10 protein-coding genes are annotated in these 19,315 nt (G+C 41.7%); 7 read left to right on the top strand and 3 right to left on the bottom strand.

Annotation, left to right across the window (positions count from 1 at the left end; translation table 11 throughout):
• Positions 1 to 5 precede the first annotated feature (5 nt).
• Positions 6 to 1,487 (top strand): hypothetical protein, encoded by a 1,482-nt coding sequence (locus tag APHWEB_RS04275; protein WP_210164996.1) that lies wholly within the window; start codon positions 6 to 8, stop codon positions 1,485 to 1,487.
• A 1,867-nt stretch (positions 1,488 to 3,354) separates the two neighbouring features.
• Positions 3,355 to 7,941 (top strand): hypothetical protein, encoded by a 4,587-nt coding sequence (locus tag APHWEB_RS04270; protein ID WP_045895563.1) that lies wholly within the window; start codon positions 3,355 to 3,357, stop codon positions 7,939 to 7,941.
• A 264-nt stretch (positions 7,942 to 8,205) separates the two neighbouring features.
• On the opposite strand, the gene APHWEB_RS04265 is transcribed toward APHWEB_RS04270, so the two are convergent.
• Positions 8,206 to 8,529: a hypothetical protein gene (locus APHWEB_RS04265; RefSeq protein WP_020849378.1), complete on the bottom strand. Its 324-nt coding sequence runs from the start codon at positions 8,527 to 8,529 to the stop codon at positions 8,206 to 8,208.
• Between the two features lie 382 nt (positions 8,530 to 8,911).
• Between APHWEB_RS04265 and APHWEB_RS04260 the strand changes: the two genes are divergently transcribed.
• Positions 8,912 to 9,904, top strand: a complete 993-nt coding sequence (locus tag APHWEB_RS04260) for a twitching motility protein (pilT) (RefSeq protein ID WP_155237141.1) — start codon at positions 8,912 to 8,914, stop codon at positions 9,902 to 9,904.
• Between the two features lie 407 nt (positions 9,905 to 10,311).
• Complete coding sequence (gene mnmA / locus APHWEB_RS04255; protein ID WP_044118513.1) at positions 10,312 to 11,448, top strand: tRNA 2-thiouridine(34) synthase MnmA; 1,137 nt, start codon at positions 10,312 to 10,314, stop codon at positions 11,446 to 11,448.
• 104 nt (positions 11,449 to 11,552) lie between these two features.
• On the opposite strand, the gene APHWEB_RS04250 is transcribed toward mnmA, so the two are convergent.
• Positions 11,553 to 12,032 carry a hypothetical protein gene (locus APHWEB_RS04250; RefSeq protein WP_020849002.1) on the bottom strand — a complete coding sequence of 160 codons (480 nt, stop codon included), beginning with the start codon at positions 12,030 to 12,032 and terminating at the stop codon, positions 11,553 to 11,555.
• A 52-nt stretch (positions 12,033 to 12,084) separates the two neighbouring features.
• Positions 12,085 to 12,579: a demethoxyubiquinone hydroxylase family protein gene (locus APHWEB_RS04245; RefSeq protein ID WP_011450998.1), complete on the bottom strand. Its 495-nt coding sequence runs from the start codon at positions 12,577 to 12,579 to the stop codon at positions 12,085 to 12,087.
• Between the two features lie 1,307 nt (positions 12,580 to 13,886).
• Between APHWEB_RS04245 and APHWEB_RS04235 the strand changes: the two genes are divergently transcribed.
• From APHWEB_RS04235 to APHWEB_RS04220, 3 genes are all read left to right on the top strand, one after another.
• A complete protein-coding gene (locus APHWEB_RS04235) occupies positions 13,887 to 15,668 on the top strand; it encodes a hypothetical protein (protein WP_020849381.1) in 1,782 nt (593 codons plus the stop codon).
• Between the two features lie 882 nt (positions 15,669 to 16,550).
• Positions 16,551 to 17,615 carry an invasion protein AipA gene (gene aipA, locus APHWEB_RS04225; protein ID WP_155237142.1) on the top strand — a complete coding sequence of 355 codons (1,065 nt, stop codon included), beginning with the start codon at positions 16,551 to 16,553 and terminating at the stop codon, positions 17,613 to 17,615.
• 745 nt (positions 17,616 to 18,360) lie between these two features.
• Complete coding sequence (locus APHWEB_RS04220) at positions 18,361 to 19,170, top strand: hypothetical protein (protein ID WP_011451003.1); 810 nt, start codon at positions 18,361 to 18,363, stop codon at positions 19,168 to 19,170.
• Positions 19,171 to 19,315: the final 145 nt, after the last annotated feature.

The raw sequence follows: 19,315 nt of genomic DNA, 5'->3' as shown, positions 1-19,315 counted from the left end.
TTAAGTTGCGTAAAAAGAATACTCACAATGGATCTAGAAGAACTGTCAGTGGTATCCTGAACTATTTGAGAGCACTGTTTTTTAGGATAATCTCAATTTTTTCAACATCTAGTAGTGCTGTCTCTAAGGCAGAAGATGAGGCTAATTCAGTACATATCTGCACACACAATAGCTCTGACGCAAGTAAGGATAGTAAAGCTAAGCATAAGGATCATCGCCCTTCTATAGATGTAAGTTTAAAGTATTCTCAAAAGAAAAAATGGCTGGAAGGTGCATCGGGGTTTTCCTTCCACAGCGCACTTTGCGATTCGTATAAAAACAAGTCTAACTTGTACGGCCATCAGTTTCTAATCGATATGCATAGATGTGACTGGTGCATCAATAAAACATTTTACCCTAGACAAAATGTAAGTGCTCATATTGCAAGACTAGAAAGGAGCATAAAATCGTCGAGCATCACTAACCTTAATCTTGTATGTCAGAGAACATATGGAGTAAGTAGAGGGGTATTTTTGCGCCGCTATCGTGAAAGAAGTCTCGCGATAGCCATGCTGCAAAAAATGTTCCGAGATGATCGTCATGGGGTCGTCCCAGACATTAGACTGCTTGATGAAATAGCAAGCCATTGCCATCAAGGAGGGCTGTCAGCCTGGGTATGTTTCGATGTAATTTGGCCTATAAAACATGCTTTGGATAAAGAATACTTCTTTAGCGATGCAGGTGCCACGCTAAATCTACTAAATCGCATCTATGTATCAGCGTGTAGCAATATAAAACAGGTAGATGCAATAACACCAGAGCGTATTGCAGTCTGCGAGAATTTGGACTTTCTCCTGAAAGTGCCGCAGTCTACAGAGGGAGAAAAGACTCCTGCGTTCAAAGTAAACACAGCACTGAAATACGAGATCTCTATACAAGGAGAGGGACGAGTTCTCTATGATAACTGTTCATTAAACCTGACAATCATCACTCCACCAGACTGCAATATAAAGACCTCACCACCATTACTGTTTAGAGTATGTCCTCCGTTAGGACGTCTTCTACTCAGATTGAAGCATTGGTTCTATAAACGGAAAGTCTTTACTCCTCAAGATACGCGCGTACCAGATCCTACACTTGTTCGCGTTCAACGCATCCCTTGCATAGGCATGAATATTACAAAACTGCAGTACGCAATGGCTCCTCTGCAAGTTTCTCCAGAAGAGTTTTTCAGGGACCTGGTTAAAAACAGCACTATCTGTAGGGATTTATATCATGACCTCCTCTCTCAGGAGGTGCATCTGGCAGAGCCTCAACCCGAACATGCTACGATTGATGTTTCTTCGTCATATGATGATGTAAGTACAAGCGATGATCTGAACTCCGAGAGCACTACTACAAAGTACTGTCCGGATGATGCTCCATCAACGACACTTGATGAAGGATCCATTTCTTCATTACAGGATGTACTATCTGTAGAATCAGAAACTGGAGGACGCTCTGCTTAGCCAATGAGATACGATCATATTCTGGGTACATCCTTAAGACATAGCCATGGTGGATCCTTGTGCATCGATACGCCTGGGGCTTACTGTGGATAAAAAGGTTTTTTGCATATCTTCTTATAAACAAACTACTCTCTATTTTTGATTGTTAACCACAACAAAGAATAGCTTTGAATGCAGGAGCCACTGCTTAATATGCATAAACCCACAGCCCAATCCTAGTTGACCTAAGAGCAGCGCATTGTGGCTATCATATCCGTGATAGCCACAGCGTCCTTGAAAAACATGTGTTGCGTAACATATCTAAAACGCATGCAAAAAATACAGCATACCCTACACTAATCATGCATTAGTAATCTACGCATCGCACACATAAGCTGTATTCATACTTGCATGCTCTAGAGGAAGAGGAATTTGTAGTACGACAACTGAGTAATACATGCCTTACGAACAATATACGGTTCAAAAAAGCATTTTTTACTTGATTACAACATTGATTAGTCCGCATCGCAGAATATATACCAATGCTATATAAGCACAGCATCATGCTGTTGTGTGTTTATCATATCAAAGATACTCCCGTATAGATGCTAAAAAAAGCACTAGCCCGCAGCGTAGAATCTAGGGATTATTCGTCCCTGTGCTAAGCTATCTATTACAGTTTTGCTGCACATGCGAATTGTGATTACAGCGCATCTACAAGATTAAGGGTATGAGCACGGTATGTGCAATAATAGTTGGCATTTCAATTTTTATTGCAACAAACGCCCACTTTTTGCGATAAACACACATAAAGCTGCATGCGGGATTTACAGTCAAAAAAAGACTATTGCTCAACCTTTATACTACATCATCAGGTATCAACTTATTTCTAGTGTGAATTCTTTAGCGATCTTCATATGTTACTTTTTACACACATAGCACAATAAATACTTGCTAAAAAACCACGTCCTTACTCATGCTGTGAAACCAAAACACTGTGGCAATCCCTAAGGCTCATATTGCATAAGGTGCCATTCCCCATAAATAAGTATCCCTTTTTTTCATAATGAAACGCTGTGACACTTTACCTAAATTATCAATGTTGTTGCCATAGAGGGTAATATGTACTTCTTCTAAAGCACCTAAAGATTTTTAGAAGGATCACATATTTTAGATAATCAATGTAGCTTATTATATCGTCTCTTATAGTCAACGGTGATTAAAAATGCTTAGGTAGCGCGAAAAGTCGAATTCTTGGGAATTAAAACCTAGAGATGAAAACAGCCAGAGAACCGACCTGAGCTACGAAGGCTTTCATATGTTTTTTGTGGGCAGGTATTAGACAAAACATATGATTAGTAAAACCTCTGCAGGGTTTGAGAGGTTATATCTTCCGCATGCGCCGTGTCTACAACTGTAAATTTCAAGATCATCGCACAGTACCAATTCGCGTAATTTCTCACTCATAGTGCATTACTAACCTATGGTGCATTACAATTCGAATGTTTATTCTGAACCTAAGTAGTAATATAAATACTTAACAGTCCGTTTCCAATGTGCTACTTTTACAACCCCTGAGACGGGGATCTGGTACTTTTTGTTTTACACTATATGTCTAGTGGTGTAGGCTAGGTACGTCAAGGTGTGTTACTACGTATGTTCACAACGTGTGAGAACGAGTCGTCGCTAGGTTTGCGTACTTTGCTGGGGGGTAAGAGCGCCTGCTACAGCTCCGTATTCTGCACACTATGCCTTGCGATATCTATAGCTGGATGCGCAGGTTTCCATACATGTAAGGCGTAGATTTCTGGAAAAAAAACAGGCCTTTCTGTCCTTACAGGAATAAAAGTACCGCTTTGTCACTAGAAGTAACTAAGATGAGGCACCCATGACTCTGCTGCTTAAGCAAAACCCATCGAAAGCGTCCGTTGCACTGCTTGGTAGCGCGATAGATTTCTTTTTATGTCGTGATCGGAACAGTCATCCTGCACGACGCAGAATGGTCATACTCTTAGCAGAGGGGTTTACTCTACGTGAGGGCAGTGCGGTACCTCCTGCACTCATACATGAGAATCTAACTTCCCCAGATTTATTAGCAAGAGCTCTGCATAAGACAGCGAGTAACAGTACTGCCTTCCAACAAGTACCTTTCCAGCTGTGGCATGCCCTTGCACTTGCCTATAACAGCTTGCCAGGAAAAAACCAGGAAGAGGATTTAACTAATTTTGTTCTTGGATGCCTGGATGGGGTGTCTGAAGATATGACAATAGTCAGAGAAGAGGACTCTACCACATTTGAAGTTCAGAGTTATACTACTTTCTCCAGGGTGCATTCTTTATTGGCTTCAGCACCTAGTAGCTACAAGAACGGTGCTCTGACAGTACACGAATCATGCATATTTAGTATTCAGGACAACAGTGGTGTACCCATAGCCAAAGTTAAGATGTGGGTAGAGTATGACATTGCTCCATCGACAAAGGCGGAGGGTGTTTACCGTACAGCTGTGAAAAAAGTAAAGCTCGTGCTTACTGAGAGAGATTGCCGCGACGTTAGGCAAGGCGAGCCTGGATCTGTATGTTCTTGGCACAATATTCCCAAAGCTCTGGCAAAACACTATGTGAGAGTCCCTGAGAGGCCTACTCATGTATTGTACAGCGCGTGTAATCTGCAGAGGCATAACCCACGTTACATGGCTCGTAGGGTTTTTTACGATGTAAGCGATATTGATGAATGCATCCTAAGAGCTTACAGCGTTATTAGCGGTATGCCGCTAGAAGTCCTAGAGCTTTCTTTTTGTAATACAGTAATCAGTCAAGAAGCGAGCGGTGTATTCCGAGTAGTTGTACGAGGCGTTGTTGGTCTGGTAGGATACGATAAATCTAGTGTAGTACAGCAGGGCGCTGTTTCTCATGGCAGGGATGCTGTATCCAAAATGGGGGTCTGCATGTCCTTTGTGGCCTCTCAGGCGCACGATGCATGCGCCACTATTCTCCGTCATGTGGCGGTAACTGTGAATACATTTGGCAATGTACTTACACTTGGAGGCGGTATATCACTTAGAGATTTCCTCGCTGGCAGTGCAAAAGATACAGATTTTGCCGGAGGCCACATTTTCAATTTTGCTGAGGAAATAGTAGCTCACGGCCTTTCGCTATGGGAAGATCTGAGGAAGCGCCATCGCTGGGCATCTCACTCTGTACCTGTGCGTGGGGACTGTGGTATTTTCATACAACACTCCGATGAAATACGTGAAATCTTAAGGTCACAGCCGAAGCATGCTGCAAATATTGTGGAGAAAACTGGTGTAAACACAGAAAATCTCCGGGTACTCTTATCTAGTATCTTGAGTAACAGTAGTGGGTCATCTCTGCCAGTTGAGCTCGCTGCTCATTACGTTGCGCATGAAGGCGTTGTTGCTGATAATGGTGATAGTGCTAGGCGCTTACCTGTTAATCAACATGTTTTGGAAGAGCATTTAGTATACAGGGTTACCTCTGTTTCTGGTATCCATATTCACGCTTGCGTTGATTATGTTGTGGAAGATATAGACACACCCGGCAGCGTAAAAGACCTGGGGCTTTGCATCCGTGACGTACGCATCGGGACACGAGTGGCTTCTAGTGCAGAGGAAGTCTGTAGTGCTATACAGGAAAAAGAAGGAAGAATTGATCGCAATGATTTCGCATGGTTTAATGTCGACCAATCTCTTGTAGAAACCAGTCGTGCCGAGTTTAGAGCTGCCATAGGTACACTACCTATACTGCCCTCGACACGTAGCCTATTGAGCTCAGACCTTACATATTTTTCTAGAGATTGTTCGAAGATTGAAAATGCCGTGAAGGAACGTATGCTTCCGGCACTTACCCTATATGCTAAAAAGATAGCGAAAAGAAATGCTGAGGGTATGTTGAGGGTTACGGGCGATCCTCTGCGAGGCAGCGCTGATACACGATGGTTAGCGCAGATGTTGGAAAGCGGCAAAGTCTTGGTGCAATCACCTAATATTCTCTCCGTGGAAGAATATGGTACCGCGTTTGTTTCACCGAATTTTAACCCTGCAAAATGTGAAGAAGATGATGTGCGTGAAGCCGGGGGGGTTAGGGCACGTTTAGCAGCAACACTGCAGAATATGCTCGGTGACCCTCGGATCCATGTCGCTATGTCCGAAGCGATCGTGAGCATGTCCGACGTCAGGGGAACAGACTTAGTGAGGTTATGTAGGGAGCTCATATGCACAACTATACTCAGTAAGAAGTGCGCTGTGCAAGTTGTTGATACGGGCTTACGTATAATACCAGACGTACAACAAGGTGGAACTGGAACTCTGCGCTTGTATCAGCATGTACTCTTTGCTCCTGTGGCATGGTGGATAGAGAAGCCTATTGCCATACACTTGGTAGTAAGAAGTGATTTAGTCATTCATAGAGATCTTACTGGTGCGTTGGCATTCAACATAGAGAGTGTCCGTTTTGGGTTAAGAGCATCTCAAAATACTGTTCTGAGTACATCAGCTCTGCTGCTTGAGTGTAAGCCGTCTCTCCTTGGCCTTTGCTGCACAGTAGATGTCCAGCCTAGCGAGGAAGAAGGCGTATATTCTTCACGTGCACTACATGTAATGGCTGCGATACAACGTTACTATGGATCAGCGTATTCATTTCTACTTGTTGATCCTTTAGAAGACACACGGAGTACAAATGATAGTCTACTGCTTTTGGTACGTACAGGTATAGGGGAGTTTCTCAATGTATTCGGGGTGGATGGTGTTGTAAGGCACCCCCTACTCTGCTTTACTGATAGTAGTCAGGACGTAGGTGAACATCTAACCTCTGAACAGGACATTTATAATTGGATCAGTAAAAACTATCCGGGACATGGGGACGACATCGGTGGTATCATATCGGAAGCTTTGTTCAATGCAACAGGGTTTGGAAATGTATGTAAATTCCTACGTTTTTCTGTAGGTCCTAATCTTGAAATTACACCTGTAGAGCGTGGGGGATATAGGAATCCTCAAGATGTATCAGGGGTAATTGCCTCAGGTCCCGATGGTTTATTTACGGCACGACCTTATCTAGTTAAGCTTCGTAAAGGTTCTGAAACAAGCACATTGGGACTTGTTTGTACATGCAACATATCAGTGCGTCCTGGAGGAAATAATGAAATACTTGTGCAGGTACGTGGATTGAAAGTATCTTTGTGCAGCGGGAGAAATTTGTTGAAATTTTTCTTATCCACTTCTCCTGATCAAGGAATCTACCATGCACAGTACAGCGAGTTCTTGCATTCTCTGGAACCTTGTAGTGATCTTTCCGAGCATTGTCTACAGGCTAGAGTGCAGTCGGCTAAGCTTGCGAACTATGTGCGTCGTAAACAACATCCAGGCATTCATACGCAACACGAACATGCACCAGGTGGTCCAAAAGCGAGTGACGCTGGCTCTCATACTATGAAGAGGCATGGTAGGGTTTTGCCTACGCCAATGGATCCGAAAGTTCTACAAGATCTCAGATCTTCTAACTTACTAGCTGCAGCCTTTGGAGGGGAGCGTTTTCCTGAGAATGATCACATACTGCGGACCATGAAAGCACTGGTAGATGTAGCATCTCGGGGTCAGATCATTTGCGCATCGCCCGAAAGCAGTCACAAAGGTGCGCTATACACTAATGTCGCTCGTATGTCAGAAAATAGGCTATGGGTCTTGCACAACGCATGCTTTATGACTCCTGATCTTCGAGTATTGATGGTTGAGTTGCATTATAAGGTAGATAGGAAGAAGTCTCCACATGGTGGCAGGGACATTTTTGAGATATGCGATGGAAGTTTCAATGTTGCTTCGGGTGATACTCCTTCAAAAAAAGATTTTTCAATACGGATACCGAAGAACGTACAAGTATCTGAGAACAAATGGAATATTTTTTCGGAAATGCTCAAACCACCGGTTGTCCCAGAGAGCTTTCTGGATAAGATGTGCAGGTGGCTTACAACTGCTTGGAATAGCTTAAAATCATTTGTAAGCAATGCCGGTGGATACGTGATGAGGCTCTTTAGAGCTTGCTGCTCTTGTGTTCGCCCTCAGAATGTTTCTGAGGACAATGTTACACTACTGGATAGTAATCGTGATTCACATGAATGTGAAAGCGCCGTCTCTGAGGTAAGTGCACCTGCACCAGTCATCGGCACAAGCTCAGAGCATGTGCATTCCAATGATGTAGACACGGCACAAAGCAGTACGAAGGCTAAAGGAACTGACGGTAAGAAACCCTCTACTACAGTACCTAAAAAACCTCCTAGGCCTGCTCGTGGTGCTAAATCTTCTAGCGCACATTCTGTAGCGGGTGTTACCCAAGGTGGTGCAGGTGATGTTACGCGGGAGGTTGGGGGCCCATCTACAAGTGTTGCAGATCCTACGGCAGCCTCTTCTGTCTCACAGCTTCAGTCATCGAGAGCGAGTAACGTATCACAGCAGCAGCATTAATCTGAGGTACTTGCGGGCAAAAGCACACCACACTACTACGGCCCTGATAGAGCATGGTTTAGGTCAGGGCAGAGTAGTAAGTAATGCTTTTGCTTCTTTGGGTTACTGCCACAGCGAAACCCTGACAGAACTTTTGAGGAAGGCAGTACAAAGGTTCTATGCGTAACAGATACGGGAATTTGTTTTGTAGCCCAAACAACAAGTGCTCCAGGTGCTGTCACGCGTGGGTTTGCTAATGTGCTTTAATAGGCGTGCCCACAACGCTCAAGCAGGTGCCCCGGTCGCGTAATATACTTCTCTTAAATTATTATGCTTCAACAACATCAGTATTGAACAAACACCTTCACTAAATGTTCTGTTCTTATAGTCTTCGTAGAACTTCTCAGAAACCTCGGCTAGCTTCTGCTCTACAGACTCATCATTTCGACGCAAAACATCATAAATGGCATCTCCATCTTTGATGCGTTTCTCTTCGCTTCTACTATCAAGGAAGAACACAATGCCTGAGGCACATAATGTCAACAGTACCACACCCATTATTGTCCCTTTGAACCGAACAAAAAATTGACCAATATCCCCTCTGAACATATTCGCCCCCCGCAAATTAGCCCATTAATATCGGGCTTATCTCCTCGCCAATGCAGGTTCCGTATACTTTTACAATGTCCAGAATAAAAGTTTCTCTTTACAAATTCTCACCTATATCGCCACCCTTCCCCTTTTAAACATGCATGATTATGGTATGTCTCGTATGAAAAGTTATTACCCCACTGGTGCTCACGTCAATTTTGGTGCTTATACTGATGTATTTGTCCGAAGTAAAATTATACTCATAATGTCTTATGAATTACGCCTTGGAAGGGTAACAGCGTTTTGAGTACTTTAATAATTATTTTACAGAAATCTCCTAGCATACACGCAGCATGTACTGGTTATAACATTGGAAATTTTGGGTTATTTTAAGCAGCTTGTGGCATCTTCTATTCAGCGTGAAGCAACACGCTTATACTGCATGGTTGGTCATCCTCCTGCCATAAAAAGGCTAAACCGCTTAGAGTTCTTACAAGTAAGAAAAAACAGTGCTCAGGATATAGAAGACATGGTAGGCGAGATACTTACGGAAGAATCTCGCATAGCACTAGATACACATGGAGAAGTGCAAGTCTCCCTTGAATTTGATGCATTGCACGCATTACATATATTTATCACCAAGAGGCAGCACTCTACAGAGATTATCGGAATAATTAAAAAGCTACATCTTCCAACAAGAGAAGATTTGCCCAAAGAGTTAATACAGGTCGTGAGCAGCGCTACATATGGCATAATACTGCTAGGTGGTAGCCATTGCTGTAATAAAGATCTGACCATTCAGTGCTTAATCAATACTGTAAGTGAAGCGCACAAGCGTCTTATTTTGACATTCGGTATGCCCAACACGCATAATGAACATCTAGAGAACGCTATCGTTAGTTCTTATCCCTTATCTCAAGCAAATATGGAGCTAATACGCTGCTATGCGGCAGATATAGTAGTATTCAGCAAGATAACACCTGATATTATGAAACTAGCACATGAGTGCGTTATGCAGGGTATACTTGTAATAGTACAGGTGGATGCTTCATCTCCAGCTCACACAGTTACAAGAGCTCTTTCCATGTTTCCAGATAGAAAATCTGGCATTAATTTTTTAGCTGATAATCTACTGGGAATAGCTTTCCAGGTGTTGGTGAGTTTGAAATTATCTAGCGACAGCCTATATCTGTGTGATTTCATTAGGAACAATGATGAAATAAAACAGTGTATCATGGATGATAAAGTGGCTACTATAGAGAGCAAAAAAATCGTAGAGATGATCAATAAGCTCATTGAAGATGAAAAGCTGACCCACTACGATGCTCACCCAATATTTGTAAATCTTATGAACTCTTTTGGTAAAGCCATAGAAGCTACAGACGTATTTTAGGTTTGTGATACGTTATGTATAAAAATCTTTGACGCTTCAGAGTAGACATCATGAAGCTGGTGACCTATTAATCATGGCTGCGCTATAACTTCACGTAAGCTTTTGCTCACCCACTTTTACCCGTACACATGGGCTTAAAGAATCTTTTACTCCGTATAAAAAGACTTGGGCCTGGATGGTGCACACCACGCTTTTCCTGATTTCCTGAATAGTATGGAATACATAAACGTAACAAGACCTCCTAGCACACATCAGAAAAATACATTTTATTGCAAATTATCCCCGTGAAAGCCTAAAACTGCTTCTTACTTGGGTTGACGCTACTTTTCACATTGAAGGGGCGATGAATCTAGCGTACAATGTCGGCGGTACGTATTTCTGCTTTTTCATTGAGTTGGATGCATGAATTGATTAACAATTTACAACTTGATTCCTTAGTTCCTGGAAAACGTCCTGAAGAAACTACCGTTGTTGTTGCCATGTCCGGGGGTGTTGACAGCTCCGTGGTGGCGGTGCTGCTACACAAGATGGGTTATAAAGTTATAGGTGCTACTATGCAATTATATAGTAGTCCCAATGCGTCCTCAGGCAAGTCATGTTGCGGAAACGCGGATATTTATGATGCTAAAAAGGTTGCTGCATCGTTTGGCTTTCCCCACTATGTTTTAAACTACGAAGAAGTATTCCGTAAGGAAGTCATCGAAGATTTCGTAAATTCATACAAGGCTGGTGAAACTCCTATACCCTGTATAAAGTGCAACCAAACTGTAAAGTTTAGGGATATGCTGAAAATGGCTAGGACCATAGGTGGGGATGTTGTTGCCACAGGTCATTATGTGAGGCGCTTGGAAGTAGAGGGAGAGCTACAAATATGGTCAGGAAAAGATAAGAATAAGGATCAAAGCTACTTTTTATTTTCCATGACTTTAGAACAATTAAAGTTTGTCAGGTTTCCTTTAGGTAATTTAGTAAAAGGTGATGTGCGCAAGATTGCACAGTATCTCAACATAGAGGTAGCAGATAAGCCAGACAGTCAGGATATATGCTTTGTCCCGAAAAACTACAAGGAAACTCTGGCATCACTAGACCCTTCTGCAATAAAAAAAGGAAAGATTCACCACATTGATGGAAGTGTACTAGGTGAGCATGACGGTATAGCCAACTTCACCGTGGGGCAACGCAAAGGTCTAGGTATTGCTTATCCTTATCCTCTATATGTTGTAGCGCTTGACCCCGTAAAAAATACAGTAATAGTGGGACCATCATCATCCCTAGTAAAAACACAATTATTTCTAAGGGACTTAAATTGGCTGTCAAAAGATCAAATTCCTGAACACGGACTGTCTGCAAGCGTCAGGCTGCGGTCTTCATCTTCCGCGGTTCAAGCGACAATTTCTCGCAGTGCCAAAGATGGAAAAGGTAGAGTAGTACTTCATGAAGGATGCGTGGTGTCCCCAGGTCAAGCATGCGTGATATATGATAATGAAAGGCTTTTAGGTGGAGGTTGGATACTCAACCAAGTACGCTACTCTGAGACTGCTTGACGTCCCAACCCATGCGGTACCTCTCGCTACGAAAAACAGAATGCCCTATTCACATATGCAAACTTCATGAAATAGCATTCCGGAGAATTGCAGGATAGATACGGTTATAAGAACTGTTTTACAATGGTTGCGCTCTTTCTCCTACAAAGCAACACCCCTAGAACTGAGCATACCGCTACTTGTTTAGCTAGATAAATTATCGAAGCGAACTTAAAGTTTATAAGACTGCTCATTACCCACTGCAAGATCAAAACCATCACGACAGAAAGCAATACTCCCCTAAAACCCTCAAGTTTATTCTGTTGGGTGTGCAGTGCCGCATTAGACAAGACATACAATACTGACGAAAATCCAGGCGTAGAGAAATATAAAAGATCTCTCATTATCCCAACACAAAACAGTGGGAAATAACCCGGGACTTTATATCTGCTATGCATAAAAATCATAAACAGTATGTCAAACCTTGGAGTAAAACTTTGAGTAATCCCATTAAGTAAAAATTCACAAACCGTTAAAACAACCATAACGGAAAAAACAATAAAATTGTCAGTCAATAACCTGACTACACTGCTAGAACTATACATAAAAACTCGCGTACTTAATTTTTCCCAATAAAAACTCGGGCTATAGCAAAACTTATAACACCTTGGAAATTGCTATTGCCAACCTACAAGCAGTCTTTACTGCGCAAGAAATGGCCTTATATCCCAACGCACGCTCTGCACCGTTATGCGCCGCTATCTCCATATGCTCACACTCTTCTTCACGGAATCGCACTATTGCATCCCTCAATTCATGCTCGCTATCACTACGCTCTAGCTGCCCTGCTTGTTCATAGTAATGCCCACATATTACCTCTTCAACAGCTTCAGTACAAGCCATAGCCGCTTCCTTGCCCATCATAGCTGCAATGTATCCTAATGATACAGCTGCGACATGCCATATTGGTAAAAACACTGTTGGCCTTACTCTTCTTTCTTTTATAGCGTTATCGAAGTAACGAAAATGCACCAGTTCATGTTGTTGCATCTCTCGTATACTCTCCGCTTCTGCCTTTCCCCTAAGAGCCATTTCTTGCCCATGATATATGCACACCGCTGCATACTCCCCAGCATGATTGACTCTTATCATACTTTCAACGCATTCTTTTCTCATAGCAGTGCACCATATATTGCTAGCACATAAAAGCAGCTACAGACCATTTTATACCCTTCCCCAAGTTTAGAATGCAACTATACCTTACTGTAGGAGTATATAACGGCTACCTTTTCTCCCACAGCTAAAAACTCCTCTTAAACACAGTATTCTTCCAAAGAGCATGATGGGTTTTATAGCTTAGCACAAAGCCCTATCACTGCTAAGCACTGTAAGCACATCTTTAACTTTAGCGGCAAAACCCTTTGATAAAATACTAGAAAGGGTATGTTGCAATAATACACACATAGCTTTCTACAGAGTTATCAATAGCAACTGCACCTTCCCTGTAAAAGTATATACTGGCTACCTTTTTTCCAACAGCTAAAAACTCCTTCTAAACACAAGATTATTTCCAAATAATACTACGGGGTTTAGCGCTTATAGCAGAAAGCTTTACCTCTACTAAGCACCACTATCGCAGCCTTGATTTCTAACCCTTTAAGAAAAAGCCTTGTGAAAATTATGTGCAGTGTTCTGATAAAAAGTGTGGCAACTTCCCTACTCTCAGCATGTTGCAAAACTCTATCTAAGGCATCCAAAATTTTGTGGCTGTAATAACACATACACACAAGATTTCATCACTTATTGCGCCATCTTTCTTCATATTTTCAAATCGATACTCCGTATATGCGTAGTACCATGCTGATAACTTTAATAGCTAGAAAATTGCGCGATGATATATACTGGGTCTTAGCCCAATACACTCCTTGCATGTAAAAACGCTAACCTTGTTCTCTCATGAGGTAGTTGAGCAAATCATGCTATATATAGTATATGCAAGAAAAAAATTGGTCTTATATCAGCATTGGTATACGATAATGAATATATTATTAAAATTTTAATTTGCAAGATCAAAAAAATAATTAATACTTTTCGAAGAGTTCACTGGCTTAACCTCAATTGGGAAGACTCAGTAATCTATAGTAGGGTCACGTCTGTGTACGGTTTGTGTTGTTATTACCTCTATAGAATCCGATATATATGGTTTATATTGGACTAATTGGGTTAAGTAAGACTGCGAAGAAGGCTTCAGCGTTGTCGTACAGCAATTACGCATTAGGCGTGCTTATCACCCTATAGTAGAACAGTTGTTGCACTATAGCAGTGGTATTTTGCATGGTTCTCACGCCCATAATGATGGTGGCGCCATGGTTTGGTTTATACAATTTTCTAACACCTAATTGATAGCGTTAGGACGCTGTTAGTCAAGTGCTTAAGGATCTAACATATTGAGGAATTTTATGCCAAGGGAAACTACTGATAGTGCACGTGCAATGCAAAACGTAAGGCTGGTAGGTACAAAAATGTTACTACTTGCTTTAAACAAAACAACAATAGAGAATTCCGTGCGATGTCTTTTCTACGAATCCGCTCTTCACGGGGAAGGAACAAAAAAGGATTTATCCAGAACCTTCCTATACATAAACAACATATATTCTGACCCTACAGAAATCACCAAGATCTATGATGATATGTCACCAAGTGCGAGGCTTTCGCTATTTCCACTGGAAGAGATCTGTAAAAAAACGGGGATAAAGCCTGAAGAATACACCTCAGTGCTGGATGCTCAAGGAGATAGAAGGGAATCTTTCTGTAAACTCAAATTGATGTTTGAAAGGGCTAACGCAGTTGGTGAAACTGGTAGTGCAGGCATACCAAATCCATTACTGTTAGAGGAGCTAGTCAGCACCCTCAATCAATCTTGTGTCGAAGGGTATCCAAACGCAACCACCTGTGCTATTGCACGTATGGCAGACAAAGATAATGAGTATCTTCCATTTGAAAGCAATTATAAGGATCTTCTGAAGCATATCCCTAGAGATAAAAACGAAGTACCTATAAAGCATTCAGTACACATGCGCTGTACTGAGCCTAATAAAGTTTCCGTATATCTTCACTTTTTTCCTTATCCATGGATAGGAGGATTCGTATCTTCAAATTTTCGATACGATGTTTATATCAACGAAGCCACTGGATGCATAGAGTATAGTGACGTATATACCTGCATTGCATTACCATCAGGGGATGATCCTCTGCCAGAGGATAAATGGCACTTCTCCAGGCCAGATGATTTTCTGGATATACAGAGATTGAAAAGTATACTTGCTGATAAAGCTAATTTTCAGCACCAATTCGAGCACTTTCCTGAAAAGTATCCACTTAATCAGTTCACAATCTCTGGTAAATTAGATGATTTTTCCATAAAAATACAGGAGATGCTGTCATTACGCAGCATCCCCCAAGATATTTCTCTACAGGTGGCCGAAGAATATGCGAATGCCTTAGATGCTGCAGCGCACGATACAATGCCTGCTGAAACACCTGCTTATGATCCCTCTCCTTATGGCATTTTTCCTAAGGGCACCTTTAAGGTAAACTTGAAACGTAGAATCAAGAGTAGAGAAGCTAGTATCCACGATGAAGAATCTGAAAAATCCGACATAGAAGAAGGTATAATCTATGATACAAAAGCCAGCATTGACGATACAGTAGCTGAAAAGTCTCACGTAGAATCTAGCATCGCCCATATGGCGATTCCTTCCACTCATGAAGCAACTGACGCGACCCACGCAGCAGATAGCACTACTCATAGCGAAACTAGTATGACCCATGAGGAAACTAGTGCTGTCAACCCAGAAACTGACACCTCTCACCCGGAGAGAACAACGTTATGGCAACATATTGGAAACAAGGTCAGGAGCGCATACACTGCAGTAAGGGAGCTTTTCTTATGTATAGTAAGATTTTTTCAAAGAGTTTGCTCTACTGTCGCAAGCTGCGTACGCACACCCAATGATGAAAGCGACTTCGCTAGGGATAATACACAAACATCATCTTCCGAAGATAGTAGAGTTAACAATCACTCCTTGTTGCAAGAAGAAACTCATAAAAGCGGTATTGAGAGTAGCACCAGTTGTGTACCGGCAGAAGAACATACGACATCACCTCAAGAGAAACACGTTCTAGATAGTGTTGATATCTCTCATGTTGCGCAGCATTCGCAATCAAACCTTGAAAGATGATAATCAGTTCTATAACCAAAATATGGGCACTCGTATGTTGCCCACTACTTCTACGATTCTCTACACTAGTACTCAGGAAGTCATACCTCCGTACAATGCACACTGTAGCACATCCAGTTGCGCGCTCCCCTGTATTATCCAAAGAAAAACTTACGGTAAATCATAATCATGATGTGCTACTAATACAGCACTTCCTTTGTTTCTATTTGCGAGTGACTCCAGGAGTTTACTTACAGACCGTCATCTCACAAATGATACACCGCACATTTAAACTCTGTAAATTGCCTAGCTCCCCCTTGTATACCTGAGGCAACATCTGAATACACCTCTGAACCTTGCTCGGAGTTTTCTGGTAAAGTTACGCCTTGCTTATAAGGCTTGCACGTCGCAATACCCTACCCTCCAACGTTATGAATGCACAGGAACAAAACATTGATAGAGTGTAATGTCGTATGCCCTACCATATTCATCAGGCAAAATAAGCACGATATACAGCTAACGTTATGGTAACAAAAAACGCTTCCTAACGGAAATTTGAAACTATGAGCTGTATATATACGTAACCAACAAAAATTTTGACCTTATGTGAAAGAAAATCCTTCCCTGCTAATCAAAGAATTCTTCTGAGAGAGAACATTGCTCAAATGCTGCGCTTATTAAACCTGACTAGATAGATACTATGCCAGAGACATAGAAGCTATAAAACACGTTGCTTTATCCTCTGCAAAATTATACACTTGACAGAAGTAGAACGTATTTTTTATACGCTACAGTCGCGAGATTTCCACACGGACACATACAATAAACTTGCAATTTCTTACGCTGCGATGCATCATTATAGGTGTGTTACCACAACACAATTCCCGTAGTAATTCCCCAAACTTGAGTTTTACAATGTCGAAGTTATCGCTTGACCCTACTCAGGGCTCACATACAGCAGAGAATATTGCTTGTTCTATCTTTGATATGGTACTTGGTGTAAAGTCCACTGCAAAACTGTTAGCAGGTACGTGGGCTGGTACAAGCAGCACTATTTGGAAGACAGTAACAGGAGCAGCTTCCTCAACTAAAGAAGCGTCATCAAAGTCGTATGGAACCCTACGTAGTTCCTTGGGCTCTTCCGCTTCTAGAAGGATGCTAGGAACTTGCGCTACCGCCGCTCTCTGCTTAACTGCACCTTTGCTTGGCGCAGCCGCTGCCGGAGCGGCAATAACATGTGCCTTGATAACCATTTGCATGGCTTTGCTGTTCCTCGTTTTGTACACCGTACTCCACATTGCCTCTCAGATGTTGCGTTGTGCATCGCTACTGTTGAGCATGGTATGCAATATCCTGCACAGCACATTCACCGCAACTAAGTCTTGCCTCGGAGGTAAGTCACCTGCGCGAACAACTGAAGAGCGGGTAGCTGGGGATTTAGATCACAAAGGGGTGGATTCAGATCGGAAGCATGATGCAGAGAAAACAGAAGAGAAAAAACATGGTTTGGGTAGCCTCTGCAAATCACTCGCGATAAATCTGGTCTCCTTAATGGGAACAGCGCTAGTTGCCACACCCATAATACTACTTGCAGTAGTTCTATTAGTGTTGGTGCCAGTATATCTGTTATGCGCTACAGTGCACCACATCTATCAAGGAAATTACGAAGATCGCAACAACGACAAAGGTAGCTCCCGTGGCGGCGGTACTACATATTATCCAATGACAATGTCTGCAAGTGCTTCTGAAGAGTCCCTTAGCAGCATAATATCTGAAGGAGATTTGAGTAAGACATCGCTACCAAGTTACTCCGCAGCCACTGCTACAGGTACTGGAAATGAAACTGGTGAGGTTTCACATTCTCATTCATCTGGTAAAAGTAGCAGCAAACCAGAATCTCGCCCTGAGAGCAATCTACAGAATGTGGTAGCAGAAACCATGTCGCAGCAACAAAGGAGCGTCTCCTAAAGCATGCTGCTCGCGTTCACGGAGTTATTAGCAGCACCTTTTCTTCACAAGAACTACCCCAGCCGCACAGAATGCATGATGAATAACAAAACGAGCCATGCTCTCTTATGTCGCTGAGTTTTTTGAGTAGTTACTTACATTTACGTGGATTGCAGACAACGTCCTAATGTGTAAGCCTGCTCTAGCTCGACTGCCATCGGAGCATGGCTCAGTACCCAGGCGTTTTTAACCTTCAACCGATAACACACAAGAAAGCCCAGCTAAGCGTTGGATTTCATAATCAAGATACTGGCCTACTTCACCAAATGCATGCTACAAAAGCACAATATATATCAAATGAATTAGAGCTTGATCATCAAGATTAGTCTTGTTCATAATTATAATTTTAAATTTTTTAAACCATTTCCATGCAACAGGTATGCGTCAATAGTTTGCGCATTGATTTCTATGATAAAGCATATTTAATTAGGATATATGCTATTTTTTACAAATTTAATTTTATAAAAAATAATTCTTCAATCTTATTTCATAGAAATTTCCTTGTATTTCTTATAATGCCGTGCCATAGTGAAGCGTTAATGATTTAACTATTATTTGATTTAGGGGTACATACGTGCTGCCCTGCCGCGTATATCGTTCGGATATTGTAGAAAATGTGGGCTATTTTTTATGCTGGAAAAATCCGAAAAATAAGATTCCTAGTCAAAGTTATAGTGCATTTGCTTTTGGTAATTAAGGAGAATATATGTTGTCAAGGATAAATAAAGGGTTAGGTTGTAAAGTATTTGCGGAAAGTGAAAATGAGGATACTAGTAACAAGAAACTACCATCCCTGTGTATCCCGGAATCGGTAGAAAAACTGGGTATAGTAATTGGAGTTTGCGGGATTGCCGCACTTCTAATGAGCACGTTGCTGAATGTGGTTTACTGGATACTTATAGCCACATATTTTGTTTCCACACTTTGTCTTTTCGTCGACTATGTTATTGCTGCCTCTGCTTACCTAGCCGCAAATACAGATATTTTACCTTTTATAAGTACTCCAGAGGATAGGCTTAAGTATTCTGAAGGTATCTTAAAAAAAAGGTTCGGAAAGAATTTCTGTAGTGAAATTTCTACTGCTAATGCTGACTTTTCTCTTGAGCACTTACCTCAAAGTGTACTAGCTGTGTTCTGCATATCCTTACTAATGACATTCTCTTTAGAATTTGCTGTCATTATTGCTGCTTGTAGCACATTACCGATACTTTTAAAAAAAGGAACCTATAACATCTATGAGAACACAACAGTAGTATTGAAAACAGAAACTGCCCAGTTAGAAGAAATGGGATATAGAGAAGCTGTAGAGGGTTTAGCCAATCGTCGTTTCAATGCTAACAGAATGCTATCCAACGAAATCGCTGATATCAAGAATCCTGGATATAGTGTTGGTATGCGCTCTTCCTTTTTTCTTATAAACACCACTGAAGACACTCCTTATACAGAACCGCGCACAGTTTTAATGAACTACAAGAGTGAGAACCACAGTAGTAGTTTCCCAGCTTATATATCATAACGCTTTTGTAAAACGTGCTATGTAGTAAAAGAGCTTATGAATAGCTTGTATAAAATAAGGTACTTTTTATAGGGCGCTGTTAGTTATAGCATTGACCAATAGAAAGAGCTGCTCTAATCATACGCCCACTTACTTTAGGTGGGCG

It is taken from the genome of Anaplasma phagocytophilum str. Webster, assembly GCF_000964685.1.
Classification (GTDB): domain Bacteria; phylum Pseudomonadota; class Alphaproteobacteria; order Rickettsiales; family Anaplasmataceae; genus Anaplasma; species Anaplasma phagocytophilum.
The sequence above is the reverse complement of the archived record's forward strand: the minus strand, read 5'-3'. Positions and strand labels throughout refer to the sequence as shown.